We start from the raw sequence: 14,732 nt of genomic DNA, 5'->3' as shown, positions 1-14,732 counted from the left end.
CACACGGCCGGGGCTCCCGCCCAGCCTTGGCCGATGCTGGCGGGGGCGGGGAGTGCTGGGCCATGCTGACGGGATGGACGATGAATCCCTGGAGCACTGGGCGCGGCGGCGTGAGGCGGACCGGGAGCGCAAGAAGGGCCGGTTGCGGGCCATTCCCCTGGCCCCGGGACCGCACCGCGGCGCCCATGTGCACCCGGACGCGCCGCGCCTGATCGTGCGGTGGGACGGCTACGCCTGGCAGCCGGTGGCGGTCGTGGAGGACCTGGCCGTGGCCAAGACGGTGCTCTATCCGCCGGAGCCGGCCGGCGAGCGCCCGGCGGAGTGGGACCGCCCCGCCCCGGAGCCCGGGGCAGGGCGGCATCGCAAATCCTCGCGTTCGGAGAACCGGGACGACTGACCGTCAGCCCTCGGCGCCCTCCTCGGCGGGAGCCGCCTTCTCGGCCTCGGCGGCCGGCGCCTCCTCCTCCGCTTCTTCCTCCTCCTCGGCGATCGGCTCGGTCTGGGCCGCGACGACCTGCAGCAGCGCCGTGCTGCCGTCGACGGCCAGGCTGCAGCCGCGCGGCAGCTCGATGTCCTCGGCGCGGACGGTGTGACCGGCCTCCAGACCCTCGATGGAGACGGTGAACCCTTCGGGGATGTGCGTCGCCTCGGCCTCGACCGGCAGCGCGTCGAGCATGTGCTCGAGCAGATTCCCGCCGGGGGCGAGTTCGCCCTCGGTGTGCACGGGGACTTCGACCGTGACTTTCTCGCCCTTCTTCACGGCGAGGAAATCCACGTGAATGAGGAATCCCTTGAGCGGGTCGCGCTGGACGGCTTTGGGAAGGACCAGTTCGCTCTTTCCCTCGATATCCAGGCGGAGCAGGACGTTCGGTGTCTTGAGGGCCATCATCAGCGAGTGGCCGTCGAGCGCCACATGCTTCGGCTCGGCGCCGTGGCCGTAGATGACGCCGGGAACCCTGCTCTCCCGGCGGGTGCGCCGGGCGGCACCCTTGCCGAAGTCGGTACGCTTACTGGCGCTCAGCTTTACCTCGGCCATGACGGCACTCCTTGTACTCAGACTGTCCAGTGGCCGTTACCCGGGCCACGACAGACCTGCCCCGGAGCACGGCCGACAGCGGAAGCCGCACCCCATTCGTACGGCCTCCCTCGCCGAGCAACTCCGCGAGTGTATCCAGCCGGGAAAGCGGTTCGGCCCGGCATTACTCCATTCGGCCGAGTGGTGATGTCGCGAATTTTCCGCGCGGTACCCGGAGTTCCGGCCGGCGTCGGCGCGGGGGTCCGCCCGCGCGCCCTCGAGGTGCGCCGGAGCGCGGACGGGCGGCCGTGCTTCGATCCGACGGTCACGACGGGTGACTGTCGTAATAAGGGGTGAAATCATCATCCCTGCGCCACATGCACGGCAGCCGACCGGAGCGTTCCCGCTCCGTGAGGAAAGGGTGGACCATGCCAGAATTCCGCCTCGGGCCACCACCGGAACGGCCCGGCCTCGGCGAGTTCCCCGCCGTCGTCGAGCCCCCGGTCGAGGACATCCCCCGACCACCCGCCCCGCCCGGCCCGGCACAGCCCGTGGCCTGGGAACGCACCCGGACGCCCTCGAGCGAGGAACTGCTGGGCCGGGCCGCCCCCGCCCTGCTCGCCGACGAGCGCGCGCGGGCCGCACTCGACGGGCACCGGTACGTCTTCCTCGGCGCGAGCCTCCTCGCCGACGACAAGGACCGGACGACGCCGCAGACCCTCGTCCTGGTCTACGACTACACCGACGAACGCGCGCTGGAGTTCGTCCTCGACGAGGGCGAGCCGCCGCGCGTCACCACGATGGCGGAGAGCCCCGCGCGGCCGGGCCTGTCCGACGCCGAGGTCGAGCGCGCCACGGCCATCGCCCGCACGCACTCCTCGGTCGTCCGGCGCGCACCGGCCGACGCCGTACCGATGGTGCTCCTGACCGGCGACGACGGTGAGGACGACGGGCGGCAGGGGCGCCGGCGCGCCTATGTGGGATTCGGCTCGCCCACCCGCCGGCTGCCCGGCGTACGGGTCGTGGTGGACCTCGGCGAGGAGCGCGTCCTGGGAGCGGAGGGGAAGGGCGATGAGTGAGTCGGGCCGTGTCTCCTGGCCCAGCGGCCAGCCACTGTGGACGTTCGACTGGCGCCTGGCGGACGCCCCCGACGAGGAGGGCATCGTCATCCTGGGCGCCTTCTACCGGGGCCACCAGGTCTTCGCCAAGGCCAGCCTGCCGTCGCTGCGGGTGCAGTACAGCGGCCCCTGCGGCCCCTACAAGGACCCGCTGAACTACAACAACTCCCGCCCCACCAGCCGCTGTCCGCAGACCCGGGTGTGCGTCTACGAGTACACCAGCGGCGGACTGCGCGCGCTGAGCCTGGAGTCCTACCACACCATCGGCGCCTACCGGCTGACCCACCGGTGGGTCTTCTGGGAGAACGGCGTGGTGATGCCCCGGCTCTTCAGCACCGGCATTCAGTGCCCGTTCGACCACCGCCACCACTCCTACTGGCGGCTGGACTTCGACATCGACGGCTCCCGGCGCGACCTGCTGCTGGAGTACAACACCTACACCCCCGACGAGGGCTGGGGCGCGGGCTGGCATCCCTTCGGCACGGAGACCAGCCGGGTCAAGAACCCGCCCTCCCGCCGCAGCTGGGCCGTGCTCGACGTGGACAGCGGGCGCGGGTACCACCTCCTGCCGGGGCCCGACGACGGCACGGCCGACGCCTTCTCCACCTCCGACCTGTGGCTGCTGCGCTACCGCAGCACCGAGGACCGCTACGGCAGGCAGGGCAGCGCCGCGGACGACGGGCTCGGCGCCTACCTCGGCGGTGAGGACACCAACGGCCAGGACCTGGTCGTCTGGTACGCCGGGCACCTCTTCCACCGCGTCAGCGAGGGTGGCGACGACTGGCACAGCACCGGCCCCGACCTGATCCCCTTCGGCGCCTGGTGAGCGCGGCGCGGCGGGGCGGGCTCAGACCCGGTCGGCGGCGATGAGCAGGTACTGGAAGCTCCCCTCGCCGTACGCGGTCAGGAATGCCTCCTCGATCCCGGTGCGCACCGGCGACTGGGCGCGCAGCTCCCAGTAGGGCACCGCCCGGTCGGTCAGGTCGACGACCTCGATGGGGGCGAGCCCGCTGGCCGCCAGCGCCTGGAAGTAGTCGCTGCGCGGGTGGACGCCGCAGATGTAGTGCCGGTCGATGCGGGAGACGGCCGCCGAACGCCGGCCGAGGGCGTCGTTGGCGCAGCCGGTCACGCACACATAGCGCCCGCCCAGCGGCAGCAGGCGGGCGAACTCGCGGAAGAGGGCGGGAAGATCGACGTACATGGTCGTCTCGTTGGTCCACACCGCCCGGTAGAAGCCGTCGGGGAAGCCGGTGTCGAGCATGTTGCGGTAGTGGAAGCACACCTTGCCCCGGCAACCGCGTTCGCGTGCCTGGTTGTTGGAGAAGTCGACCTGGTGGTCGGAGACGGACACCCCGTCCACCCGGCACGCGAACCGCTCGTGCGCCAGGAAGCTCGTGCCGCCGCGCCCCGACCCGGCGTCCAGCAGCCGGTCCTCGGGCGTCACGTCGCCGAGGCGGTCGAGCAGGGCCATGGCCTGGGCCGTCTCCAGCCGGTGCAGTTCGTCGACGATGCGGTCGTCCCGGGTCTCCGGCGGCCCGTCGAGCACGGACGGGTCGTAGGTGCCCAGGCCGTAGTGGTGGTGGTAGAGGTCGCCGACCTCGCCGAGGGCCACGCCGGTGTGGCTCGCCCGCCTGGCGTGCCACCAGGCGGCGAGGTCCCGGTGACGGCCGACGGGGAGGCTCTGTTCCTGCCGGGGGATGTCCATGGTGCTGTTCGCTTTCTCCGAAGTGACGCCTGATTTTTCGTATTCGCCCCGGTACCAGCTCCACTGGACACCACCCCGGCGACGTGGCGGGAGGCGCACTCCGGGGCGAACTGGCGTACCCGGTGCATTCTGTGCCTGCCCTGTGCGCCCGCGCGCCCCGGCAGCCCGCCCCCTCCGGCGGCGCGGCGGGCCCGGTCAGCGGGCGGCGAGGCCGCCTGCGGGCGAGAGGAAGACGCGGCAGTCGCCGGACGTCCCGGGCAGGCGCGGCAGCGGTTCGGCGCGCCAGCCCCGGGCGTAGGAGGGAGCCGCCCGGCCGCCGTCCGTCACCACCGCCACCGGCTGCCGGCGGGCCGTCTCGAGGAGCTCCGGCGGAGTGATGCTGCCGTCGTGCCCGCTCGTTTGCCGAGAGGCGCAGCCGGCCCGGTAGGCGAGGCGCACCGCCTCGGTGCCCACGACGACGCAAGGAGGGCGCACGCCCTGGCGGCGCAGCTCGGCCACGACGCGGTCGAGCGCGGCGTGGGTGGCGCCGCTGCGGGCGACGACCCGGTCCAGGACCATGTACTGGACCGCGAAGTGCCCCAGCAGCGCGAGGGCGAGCACCCCTGCCACGTACGGGCGCCGCGCCCGCCGCCCCGTGGTGACCGCCCCGAGCAGGCACACCGCCACGGGCAGCGCCAGCAGCGCGTAGGCGGGCAGCAGGAACCGGGGCGCGGCGTAGTCGACGAACTGGTACGGGACCGCCAGACTCAACCCGACCAGCGCGGGCAGCACGGTGACCGCGACCCGCCGGTGGCGCACGGCCCACAGCACTCCGCCGGCCGTGAGCAGCGGAATGGCGAACCACCAGACCGCCGTGACCGGGTGCCGCCACGGAACGTCGCACGGGCGGCACAGCGTCCGGCCCTCCAGGGCCCGGACGTGATCGTCCAGGGCGAGGTGCGCCCCCATGCCGCCCTGGATCTCCGACGCCCGGTCCAGGCGCGCGGCGAGCCCGCCGTACCGCACGTACGCCTCGATCACCCACTCGGCGGCACCGAGGGCCGCGCCCGCGGCGAGGACGAGCAGCAGCGCGGGCCGGCGCCAGCGGCGTACGCACAGCGCGGCGAGGGCCAGCGGCACCACCAGTGCCAGTGCGTCGCCCGGCCTCATGAGGGCGGTGACGGCGACGGCGCAGGGCAGGGCGGCCAGGGCGTGGCGGTCGGTGCGGTCGCGGGCGGCGCGCAGGAAGCAGCCGGTGGCGCACAGCGCGCCGAACGCCACCCACAGGTTGGGCATGGCCTGCGGCCCGTAGAAGACGGTGACCCACAGCCCGCCGAACAGCACCCCCGCGGCCACGAGCACGCGCACCGGCAGCAGCCGGCGCCAGACCCACAGGGAGAGGAACAGGCCGCCGCCGGAGAGCAGGGACAGCCAGATCCGCAGGGCCGTGGTCGAGGTCGTCACCGCGGCCACGGGGGCGATCAGAAAGGTGATGCCCCGCGCGCGGGGGGCGCTGAAGAACGCGGCGGGGGCCCGCGAACCCACCTGGCTGAGGTACACCGTCTCGTCCCAGCCGAGCCCCGCGCCCGGGACGACGAGGACCAGCTGGGCGAGGGTGTACCCGGCGGCCACGGCGGCCAGCCACGGCAGGGCCGGGGCGCCCGGTCCCCGGCCCGCCGGTGCCCGGAGCTCCCGGCCCACCGGACCGGGGGCCAGGCGTGCTGACCTCATGGGGCCACGATCGGGTATCCGGGCCCGGCCCGCGACGCGGAGCGTGCAGTCGGCCGAACGACCGGGCCCGACCGTATGACCGGTCAGCCCAGCAGCGCCCTGAGCAGGCCGTTGACCAGGCCGCCGAGGCCGCCGACGACGCCGCCCAGCGTATTGACCAGGCCGCCGACCAGGTTCGTCACGACGCCCAGCAGGCCGTTCGAGCCGTTGTTGCCCCGGCCGCCGCCGTCGTGGCCGTGCTCGTGTTCACGCTCGTGGTCCGCCCGCTCCTTGGCGAGGCGGGCCGTCGCCGCGACCGCGTCGGTGGTCGCCGTGGTGACGGCGTCGAGGTCCGGCCGCTCGGCGGCCGCCTGCCGTGCCAGGCCCGCGCGGGCCCGGCGCAGCTCGCCGAGGTGGCCCTCGAGCGCGGAGCAGTGCTCCAGGCGCGCCGCGTCCGGGGCCTGCGCGGGCCGGCACCGCTCGAGGGCCCCGGCCGCCTCCTTGCCGATGATGTTGTCGTCGATGGCCTTGACCCCTTCGCCCGCGGCCTTGCGCAACGCGGCGGGGGCGGGCTGCCGCACGGCGACGCGGGCGCCGGTCGAGTCGGTCCCCACGGCCACCGGTTCGGCGGTGGCCGTGGGGGCGGCCGTGCCCAGGACGAGCGCACCGCACACGGCGGCCGTGACGAGCAGGCTGGATCTTCGGGAGGCACGCATGGCTGTACTCCTTCGAGCGGGGATCGTCACGATCACACTGCGTCGGGTGTGTGACCCCCGCAATCGGAAGGAGTCTGACTGGGCGCCAGTTGACAGGAGATCAGCCGAAGTGCCGTCAGATGGGCGGTTTGTCGACATATAAACCCATGACGGCCGTGCCCGCCGTGCCCGCCGTGCCCGCCATGCCAGCCATGCCCGCCATGCCTGCCGTGTTCTCAGACCTCCAGTTCGCCCTCGATGCGCCGCAGTTGGTGCCGGGCCATGGCGAGGTTGGCCCGCTTGGAGTCCAGGACGAGGTAGAGGAACAGGCCGTTGCCGCCACGGCCGGTGAGCAGCCTGATCAGGTGGTACTGGCTGCCGAGGGTGATGAGGATGTCCTCGATGCTGTCCTGGATGTTGAGCATCTCCATCGCCCGCAGCTTGGCCCGCACGACATCGGTGTTGCCGGCGGCGGCCACGTTGAGGTCGAGCGACTGGGATCCCCCCAGGGTGCCCAGGGCCATGCCGCTGCCGTAGTCGACGAGGGCCACGCCGAGGGCTCCGTCGATCGAGCCCATCGCGTCCTTGAGCGCCATTTCGGTGTTCGCCATGAGAATTTCCGCTTCGGTAGAGGTCGATATGTCGGTGTCGGTAGGTCGGTGTCGGGGTCGGTAGGTCGGTACGGGGGGTTGGTATCGGTGTCGGTGCGGGGTGATCCGCGTCCGGCGGCCGTTCGCCGTCAGGGGCGGCGCCGGCCTTCCAGCGCCTCCCCGGCCAGCGCGGCGATGCGCGCGCCCGCCCTGCGCGCCTCCAGGTTGAGCCGGCCCACGTTGGCGTCGGCCGAGGCCAGCAGGGTCAGCACGCACGAGCCTCCGGCCGCGTAGGTGGCCACGTAACCCCGCTCGCCGCTGACGATCAGCTCGCGGAAGGCGCCGTGTCCCACGGCGTCCGTCAGCCGCGCGCCCACCCCCAGCGCGGCGGCGGTGAGCGCGGCCACGCCGTCCGGTTCCATGTCGGTGACGAGATGCGCGATCACCAGCCCGTCCGTGCTCGCCACCATCGCACCGGTCAGGTGCGGTACCCGGACACGTAACCCCTGGAGCTCGGCGAGCACTTCGGGTGCCGCGGTCATCGACTGTCTCCTTCCGGCGAACTGCCTCAAAGCGCGCCTCATCATGTGATCGGTGGGACCTGACCGGTGCGCGGCACGGTCACGGGACGGGCAGGGGTCACAGGGCCTCCAGGGCGTCACGGATCCGGTAGAGGAGCGAGATCTCCGGAGCGGCGGCCGGGGCGCCGGGCGGCCGCGAACGCACCGGCGGGGTGCCGGTGGCCGGCGTACGGACCAGGCCCGCGGCCGCCAGCCGCCGGACGTCGAGGAGGGTGGCGAAGGCCGAACGGCCCAGCGCCCGCGCGATCTGCACCGGTGTGCGCGTCCCGTCCGCCGCTTCCAGGACCGCCCGGCGGCCGCACGTCGGCCCGCCGCCGGGCCGCCCGGCCGGGGCGGCGCCGGGGACGGGCACGACCGGGGCCGTGTCCACCTCCGGCCACGGCCAGGCCCGTTCCAGCAGGCCCTCGCGGCGGCGCAGTTCGCGCTGGAGGAGCGGTACGGGCACCGGCCGGACCGGGCCCAGCCAGTGCCGGGCCTCCTTCAGGAAGCGGTCCGGGGCGCGCTGGGCGCGGTCCGGCGGGCGCAGGACGAACCAGGCGGCGTCGAACAGGGCGCTCAGGTGGCACAGTTCCAGCTCGCCCCGGCTGAGCCGGCCGCGCTCCACCAGGAAGCGGCCGGCCCGGTAGGACGGGCCCGCCTCGGCCACCGCCTCCTCCCAGGCCTCCGGCGACAGCCGGCCCCCGGCCGTCAGCCGCCAGCCGACGTCCGGCACCGCGGGGCTCTCGGCGTGCGTCACGACGCCGTCGGCCAGATAGAGCGCCCCCGCCCGGCCGTGCAGCGCGCCCGTCGCCCCCTGGGCGGCGAGCCGGTCCAGCTCGGGGGAGTTCATGCCGGCACCAGCCGGGCCGTCAGATCCTTGAGCCGGAAGAGCGCCACCGCGAGATTGGCCTCGGCGCGGTCCAGCCAGAGGTAGAGGAAGACGCTGCTGTCGAACGAGGTCTGCACGAAGCGCATCAGGTGGTAGCTGCCCCGCGCCGTGATGATCAGGTCTTCCACCGGCCCGTTGTCCGGCGTGGCGCTGGTGAACGCGCCGTTCTCGAAGGCCAGCCTGGCCAGCTCCGCGGCGTCCGCCGCCGCGCTCTCGTGGTCGCCCTCCGGCGCTTCGCCCACCGCCCCCAGGGTGAGCCCACTGGTCCAGTCCACAAGGCTCGCGCCCCGAGCGCCGGGAACGGCCATGGCCTCCGCTAAGCACCCGTCGATACCGGTCACACGATCCTCTCCAGCCACGCGGCGGCAGGGGGCGCCGCGACTCCGTACGGGTGGCGGTCACCACTGGCGTGTCGTCTGCGACGGAAGGTAATCGAAATCGGCAGCGTGTGGCCAGGGTTTGGCATTTTCTTCCGGCACATGTGGAGGGCTCCGCGCCGCTCAGGATGGCCGGATTCCGCTCACGCTACATCGAAGGATGTAGCCCGGTTTCATCTCCGCTTACGAGGTCCACCGGCCCGCGCGCGCCCACGATGAAGGGGACACGACCACTCCGGAGGTTCCCATGTCGGACACCGTACGACCGGCCCCCACGACCGCCACCGACGCCTCGGCCGGGCCGGCCGGCGGCCCGGCGGGACGGCTGCCGCTGCTCGATGTGCTGCGCGGCGCGGCGATCCTGGGCACGCTGATGACCAACGTCTGGATATTCACCGGCCGCGGAGCGGAATGGGGCGTCCTCGACGGCAGCACGGCCACCTCCTCGCTCCGTGGGCTGCTCTCGGAGCCCTCGCTGCCCGCGGCGGCGGAGAGTATCTTCCGCTTCCTCGCCGACGGCAAGTTCCTGGCCATGCTGACCGTGCTTTTCGGCGTGGGACTGGCCATCCAATTCGGCTCCGCCACCCGGCGTGGACAGCCCTGGCCGGGCCGCTACCGATGGCGGGCCCTGTTCCTGTTCGCCGAGGGCACGCTCCACTTCGTCCTGGTCTTCGCCTGGGACGTGCTCATGGGGTACGCGGTCACCGCGCTCCTGGTGGCCTGGACGCTCACCCGGACCGACCGTTTCCGGCGCGTGGTGATGTGGACGGCGGCGGGGTTGCACCTCGCGCTGATGTCCCTGCTCACGCTGGCGGCTGTCGCCTCGTCCGGCTCCGGTGACGGCGAGGGAACCTCGCAGCGCGTGGTGGACCTCTACGCCGACGGCGGCTACCTCGACCAGATCGCCTTCCGCCTGCAGAACGCGATCGCGCTGCGCATGGAGCCCGTGCTCTCCTTCGGGCTGCTGGTCTTCCTCTTCCTGCTCGGCGTACGGCTCTACCGCGCGGGCGCCTTCGGCTCCGACGCCGCCGGGCGCCGCCTGCGGACCCGCATGCTCGCCTGGGGCCTCGGCCTGGGACTCCCGCTGAACCTGGCCACGTCGCTGGCCGGCCCCGACTTCTACCTGATGGGCCGCTACGGTGCCGCACCGGTGGTGGCCATCGGCTACATCGGTCTCATCGGCGTGCTGACGGACCGGCTGCGCGACAGCGGCTTCCTCATGACGGGCCTGACCTCCGTGGGCCGCACGGCGCTGTCCTGCTACGTCGCCCAGAACGTGCTGTGCATGCTGGCCTCGTACGGCATCGGCCTGGGACTGGCCGCCCGGCTCGGCGACAGCGGGCCGTGGTGGGTGATGGCCCTGTGGGCCGTGGTGTCCGCGCTGCTCATGGCCGGATCGGCCCTGTGGCTGCGCCGCTTCACCACCGGACCGCTGGAGTCGGTCCAGCGATGGGCACTGCGGCGCTGACTTCCGGACGACCGCCCCGCTACGGAGCCGTAGACCTTCGTCGCGGCTCCGTAGACTTTCGGCGCTGTCGGCAGTGGCCGACGTCGCGCCACCCTTGTCGCATGACGCCTTCGCCGCCGCGCCGACTCGCCCCCGCCCTGGGGCTGTTCGTGCTCGCCCCGCTGATCGGCGAGGGGCTGCTGGGCAACCTCACGGTGTCCGAGATGGCGCTGCTGCTGCCCCTGCTCGCGCCGATGTACGGGGCGGGAGCGCTGCTGGTGCGGGAGGCCGCCCGCCGGGCGGGGCGAGGGCCGGCGACGATGCTGGTGCTCGGTGTCGCCTACGGCCTCGTGGAGGAGGGGCTCGCCGACCAGATGCTCTTCAACCGGTACTACGCCGGGCACGACCTGATGGGCGACACCTTCATACCGGCGCTCGGCATGGGCGGATGGCTGACCGTGGCCGTGCTGACCCTGCACGCCGTGTGGAGCATCAACGTCGCCATCGCCCTCGTCGAGGCCCTGGTTCCACGGCACGCGCAGACGCCGTGGCTGGGGCGGGGCCAACTGGCCGTCACGGCCATGGTCTTCGTCGCCGGCTCGGCGCTGGTGGGCTACGGCCACTACCTCGAGGAGCGCTTCGTCGCCACGCCCTGGCAACTGGGCGGAACGGCCCTGGCCGTCGTGGCGCTGGTGGTCGCCGCCTTCCGGCTGCCGCCCGCTCGCCCCCGTGCGGGGGCGGCGCCGGCTCCATGGGCCGCCGGGGCCGGGGCGCTGGTGGCGGGGAGCCTGTTCCTGGTCACCGAGTTCCTGCCCGGCTGGTGGGGTTTCGCGGTGGCGGTGGGCCTCACAGCCGTCGCGGTGGCCTGGGGAACGCGCTGGTCGCGGCGTGCGGACTGGGGGCCGCGCCACCGCCTGGCCCTCGCCTCCGGCGCGCTGCTCGCCTACGCCTGGACCGGCTTCGTCACCCAGCCGGAATCGGCCCCCAAACAGGCCGCGGACTACGTCGCGAACGCCGTACTGGCCACCGGTGCCGTGCTGTTGATCCAGTGCGCCCGCCGCCGGGTGGCCGGGCGGAAGCGGAACCGGAGGACCGCCACTTGATTCTCAGATAGCTCTCAAATCACTTGTCCCCCGTCGGTCACCCCTTGCAGGATCGTTCCCGCAGGCGGGCCGGACACCCCCAACGGACCGCTCTGGATGACCAATTGGGGGAACGGGGAGAAAACAAGTGAACCGTCGTACCGCCGCCAGAACCATCGCCGCGCTGGGAACCGCCGCCATCCTCGCGGGCGGCACCATGGGCACGGCCACCGCCGCCGACACCGCCGGGACCGGCACCACCCGCAACGCCCAGACGGCCACCCCGGCCGCCTACATCACCTACCTGTCCGCCTCCCGCGAGGAGGGCGCGGCGCAGACCCTGAAGGAGTTCAAGGCCCTTCCCGTCGCCAAGCAGAACAAGTACCTCGACTACCTCAACGACCCCAAGGTGCTCAAGGCCCTGATGGAGGACGCGCCGCGGGCCGACAGGGCCGAGAGCCGGACGTCCATGTTCGACGGCGACGTCGTCGTGGAGAGCCGTCAGCAGGCCACCTTCGCCCCCGATGCCCCCGCCGGCTCGGCGGCCCTGGGCAAGCTGTCCCGCGGCACGTGGGAGTCCTGGTACCAGGCCTCCCAGAAGATCCTCGGCGTCACGGTCACCAAGCTGAAGGTGTGGGTGAACTACTACACCGACGGCAACAAGATCACGCGCGTGAACTTCGCCGACGGCGCCAAGCGCAACTTCAACGCCGCCGTGTCCATCTCCATGGGTGTACCCAAGGCCTGGAAGGACGGCTCCTACGCCAACGGTTCCGTGGTCTGGGAGGGCAGCATCATCTACAAGGGCTTCGGTATCCAGATCGACAAGCGCCAGAAGGTGTGGGCCAACGAGTACGGTTACCGGGGCGGGTACCTGAAGAACATCTGATCCGAGGGGGACCGTATGACCATGACCGCAAAGACGGTCATCACCGTACTGGCCGTGATCCTCGCGGTCCTGGTGGCCCTGGCCATCGCCGGAATCGCCCTCTTCGCGGCCGACGACGGCGACGGCGGCGGTGGTGACCGCAAGGTGGGCGGTGCGCCTGCGGTCTCCGTCGTCCGGGAAGGAGCCCTGGTATGAGGCGGCTGTCCGCGACCACCGGGGAGAAGGTGACGATCGCCGTACTGGCCCTGCTGATCGTCCTCGTCCTCAACGGAATGGTGCACAACGTCACTTGGTGACGTCATGGCGGAGGCCCCTCGCACACCGGTGTGCGAGGGGCCTCGTGCCTGGTGGCGCGGCCGGCTCAGGCCGCGAGGGTGTCCCGGACCTCGCGGAACGCCGCGACCGTGCGCAGCACGTCCTCGCGCGAGTGCGCGGCGGACAGCTGGACGCGGATGCGCGCCTTGCCCTTGGGCACGACGGGGTAGGAGAAGGCGATCACGTAGATGCCCTTCTCCAGGAGGGCGGCGGCCATCCGGGCGGCCAGCGCCGCGTCACCGATCATCACGGGGCTGATCGGGTGCTCGCCGGGCAGGATGTCGAAGCCCGCCGCCGTCATCTCCTTGCGGAACAGCGCGGTGTTCTCCCGCAGCCGGGCCCGGCGGTCGCCGGACTCGGTGAGCAGGTCGAGGACCCGCAGCGAGGCGCCGACGATCGAGGGGGCCAGGGAGTTGGAGAACAGGTACGGGCGCGAGCGCTGGCGCAGCAGCTCGACGATCTCGGCGCGGGCGGCCACGTAGCCGCCGCTGGCGCCGCCGAGCGCCTTGCCGAGGGTGCCGGTGATGATGTCGACCCGCTCGGTCACGCCGAACAGCTCCGGGGTGCCGCGGCCCTCCTCGCCGACGAAGCCGACGGCGTGCGAGTCGTCGACCATGACGAGGGCGCCGTAGCGCTCGGCCAGGTCGCAGATCTCGTCCAGGGGCGCGATGTAGCCGTCCATGGAGAAGACGCCGTCGGTGACGATCAGCTTGTGGCGCGCGCCGGAGGCCTCCTTCAGGCAGCGCTCCAGGTCGGCCATGTCGCGGTTGCGGTAGCGGAAGCGGGCCGCCTTCGACAGGCGGATGCCGTCGATGATGCTGGCGTGGTTGAGCTCGTCGGAGATCACCGCGTCCTCGGCGCCGAGCAGCGTCTCGAAGACGCCGCCGTTGGCGTCGAAGCAGGAGCTGTAGAGGATCGTGTCCTCGGTACCCAGGAACCGCGAGATCCGCTGCTCGAGCTCCTTGTGCGGCGTCTGGGTGCCGCAGATGAAGCGCACCGAGGCCATGCCGAAGCCCCACTCGTCCAGCGCCGTCTTGGCGGCGGCGATGACGTCGGGGTGGTCGGCGAGGTCGAGGTAGTTGTTGGAGCAGAAGTTGACGACCCGCTCCTCACCGACGCTGATGCCGGCGGACTGCGGGCTGGTGATCACGCGCTCGGACTTGTACAGCCCGGCGTCGCGGATGTCCTGCAGCTCGGTGCGCAGGTGCTCGCGCATGCTGTCGAACACGGGGACTCCTCGTCGTGTGGTCGTGGCGGCGTCAGGGGGCGGTCGGCCGGGTCCAGTCGATGACGACCTTCCCGCACTGGCCGGAGCGGGCGACGGCGAAGGCCTCGGCGTGCTGCTCGAACCCGAAGCGGTGCGTTATCACCGGGGAGATGTCGAGCCCGCTGCGCAGCAGGACGGACATCGCGTACCAGGTCTCGAACATCTCGCGGCCGTAGATGCCGCGCAGGGTCAGCATGCGGGTGACGACGGTGGCCATGTCGATGCTCACGTCGCCGGCGGGCAGGCCCAGGGCGGCGATGCGGCCGCCCGGCGACATGGTGGCGATCATGTCCTGCAGGGCGTCGGCCCGGCCGGACATCTCCATGCCGACGTCGAAGCCCTCGGTCATGCTCAGCTCGGGCATGACGTCGGCGATGCGGCGGCTGCTGACATCGAGGGCGACGGTCGCGCCCATCTTCTCCGCGAGGGCGAGCCGGTAGGGGCTCACGTCGGTGATGACGGTCGAGCGGGCCCCGGCGTGGTTGGCGACGGCCGCGGCCATCATGCCGATGGGGCCGGCGCCGGTGATGAGCACGTCCTCGTTGAGGACGGGGAAGGACAGGGCGGTGTGCACGGCGTTGCCGAACGGGTCGAAGATCGCGGCGACGTCGATGTCGATGTCGTGGCGGTGGACCCAGACGTTCGACTCGGGCAGGACCACGTACTCGGCGAAGGCGCCGTCGGTGTTCACGCCCAGGCCGACGGTGCGGATGCACAGGTGGCGGCGGCCGGCCATGCAGTTGCGGCACTTGCCGCAGACCAGGTGGCCCTCGCCGCTGACGATGTCGCCCGGCTGCACGCCGACGACGCCCGGCCCGGTCTCGACGACCTCGCCGGCGAACTCGTGACCCAGCACGAGGGGGGCGCGGACCACACGGGCCGCCCACTCGTCCCAGCTGTCGATGTGCAGATCGGTGCCGCAGATGCCGGTGCGCAGCACCTTGATCAGCACCTGTCCGGCGCCGGCCTTCGGCGTCGGCACCTCGGTCAGCTCGAGACCCGGTCCAGCGGCGGTCTTCACCAATGCCCTCATGAGGGATCACTGTGACGCCTGATGACTGTGAAGTCCATCAACCATTCCCGGCACTGCCTGT

Annotated in this window: 17 protein-coding genes; 7 read left to right on the top strand and 10 right to left on the bottom strand. The window is 72.4% G+C overall.

Annotation, left to right across the window (positions count from 1 at the left end; genetic code table 11):
• The first annotated feature begins 73 nt into the window (after positions 1-73).
• Complete coding sequence (locus tag ACIG36_RS11860) at positions 74-397, top strand: DUF6087 family protein (protein ID WP_399925691.1); 324 nt, start codon at positions 74-76, stop codon at positions 395-397.
• Positions 398-400: 3 nt separating this feature from the next.
• Here the strand turns inward: ACIG36_RS11860 and ACIG36_RS11855 are convergent, their stop codons facing one another.
• The gene (locus ACIG36_RS11855) at positions 401-1,036 is read right to left on the bottom strand and encodes a 50S ribosomal protein L25/general stress protein Ctc (RefSeq protein WP_399925689.1); all 636 of its coding nucleotides are present in this window, start codon (positions 1,034-1,036) and stop codon (positions 401-403) included.
• Positions 1,037-1,443: 407 nt separating this feature from the next.
• Between ACIG36_RS11855 and ACIG36_RS11850 the strand changes: the two genes are divergently transcribed.
• Both ACIG36_RS11850 and ACIG36_RS11845 read left to right on the top strand, forming a co-directional pair.
• Complete coding sequence (locus ACIG36_RS11850; protein ID WP_399925687.1) at positions 1,444-2,094, top strand: hypothetical protein; 651 nt, start codon at positions 1,444-1,446, stop codon at positions 2,092-2,094.
• Positions 2,087-2,959 carry a hypothetical protein gene (locus tag ACIG36_RS11845; protein ID WP_399925685.1) on the top strand — a complete coding sequence of 291 codons (873 nt, stop codon included), beginning with the start codon at positions 2,087-2,089 and terminating at the stop codon, positions 2,957-2,959. The genes ACIG36_RS11850 and ACIG36_RS11845 overlap by 8 nt, the downstream gene beginning before the upstream one ends.
• 21 nt (positions 2,960-2,980) lie before the next feature.
• Here the strand turns inward: ACIG36_RS11845 and ACIG36_RS11840 are convergent, their stop codons facing one another.
• The 7 genes from ACIG36_RS11840 to ACIG36_RS11810 form a co-directional block, all read right to left on the bottom strand.
• Complete coding sequence (locus tag ACIG36_RS11840) at positions 2,981-3,838, bottom strand: geranyl diphosphate 2-C-methyltransferase (protein ID WP_399925683.1); 858 nt, start codon at positions 3,836-3,838, stop codon at positions 2,981-2,983.
• 195 nt (positions 3,839-4,033) lie between these two features.
• On the bottom strand, positions 4,034-5,548 hold the full coding sequence (locus tag ACIG36_RS11835) for a hypothetical protein (protein ID WP_399925681.1): 1,515 nt from the start codon (positions 5,546-5,548) through the stop codon (positions 4,034-4,036).
• 83 nt (positions 5,549-5,631) lie between these two features.
• Entirely contained in the window at positions 5,632-6,243 is a 612-nt protein-coding gene (locus ACIG36_RS11830; RefSeq protein ID WP_399925679.1) for a hypothetical protein, read from the bottom strand.
• 215 nt (positions 6,244-6,458) lie between these two features.
• Positions 6,459-6,833 (bottom strand): hypothetical protein, encoded by a 375-nt coding sequence (locus ACIG36_RS11825; protein WP_399925677.1) that lies wholly within the window; start codon positions 6,831-6,833, stop codon positions 6,459-6,461.
• A 128-nt stretch (positions 6,834-6,961) separates the two neighbouring features.
• Positions 6,962-7,354, bottom strand: coding sequence for a roadblock/LC7 domain-containing protein (locus ACIG36_RS11820; protein ID WP_399925675.1), 393 nt, complete (start codon positions 7,352-7,354; stop codon positions 6,962-6,964).
• A gap of 97 nt (positions 7,355-7,451) precedes the next feature.
• Positions 7,452-8,222: a transcriptional regulator gene (locus ACIG36_RS11815; RefSeq protein ID WP_399925673.1), complete on the bottom strand. Its 771-nt coding sequence runs from the start codon at positions 8,220-8,222 to the stop codon at positions 7,452-7,454.
• Positions 8,219-8,602 (bottom strand): hypothetical protein, encoded by a 384-nt coding sequence (locus ACIG36_RS11810; RefSeq protein WP_399925671.1) that lies wholly within the window; start codon positions 8,600-8,602, stop codon positions 8,219-8,221. Before ACIG36_RS11810 ends, ACIG36_RS11815 begins: the two co-directional genes overlap by 4 nt.
• A gap of 283 nt (positions 8,603-8,885) precedes the next feature.
• Between ACIG36_RS11810 and ACIG36_RS11805 the strand changes: the two genes are divergently transcribed.
• The 4 genes from ACIG36_RS11805 to ACIG36_RS11790 all read left to right on the top strand — a co-directional run bounded on the left by ACIG36_RS11805 (position 8,886) and on the right by ACIG36_RS11790 (position 12,251).
• A complete protein-coding gene (locus tag ACIG36_RS11805; RefSeq protein ID WP_399925669.1) occupies positions 8,886-10,106 on the top strand; it encodes a DUF418 domain-containing protein in 1,221 nt (406 codons plus the stop codon).
• Between the two features lie 101 nt (positions 10,107-10,207).
• Positions 10,208-11,188 (top strand): DUF998 domain-containing protein, encoded by a 981-nt coding sequence (locus tag ACIG36_RS11800; RefSeq protein ID WP_399925667.1) that lies wholly within the window; start codon positions 10,208-10,210, stop codon positions 11,186-11,188.
• 127 nt (positions 11,189-11,315) lie between these two features.
• A complete protein-coding gene (locus tag ACIG36_RS11795; RefSeq protein WP_399925665.1) occupies positions 11,316-12,056 on the top strand; it encodes a hypothetical protein in 741 nt (246 codons plus the stop codon).
• 15 nt (positions 12,057-12,071) lie between these two features.
• Positions 12,072-12,251 carry a hypothetical protein gene (locus ACIG36_RS11790; protein WP_399925663.1) on the top strand — a complete coding sequence of 60 codons (180 nt, stop codon included), beginning with the start codon at positions 12,072-12,074 and terminating at the stop codon, positions 12,249-12,251.
• 166 nt (positions 12,252-12,417) lie between these two features.
• Here ACIG36_RS11790 and ACIG36_RS11785 read toward each other — a convergent pair whose 3' ends face one another.
• Positions 12,418-13,599, bottom strand: coding sequence for a glycine C-acetyltransferase (locus ACIG36_RS11785; protein ID WP_399925661.1), 1,182 nt, complete (start codon positions 13,597-13,599; stop codon positions 12,418-12,420).
• Positions 13,600-13,630: 31 nt separating this feature from the next.
• A complete protein-coding gene (tdh, locus tag ACIG36_RS11780; protein WP_399925659.1) occupies positions 13,631-14,671 on the bottom strand; it encodes an L-threonine 3-dehydrogenase in 1,041 nt (346 codons plus the stop codon).
• Between the last annotated feature and the right edge of the window lie 61 nt (positions 14,672-14,732).

This window comes from Streptomyces sp. NPDC053048, assembly GCF_044547045.1.
Lineage (GTDB): Bacteria > Actinomycetota > Actinomycetes > Streptomycetales > Streptomycetaceae > Streptomyces.
Note: the sequence above shows the minus strand (reverse complement) of the source record. Positions and strands in the feature narration are given on the sequence as shown.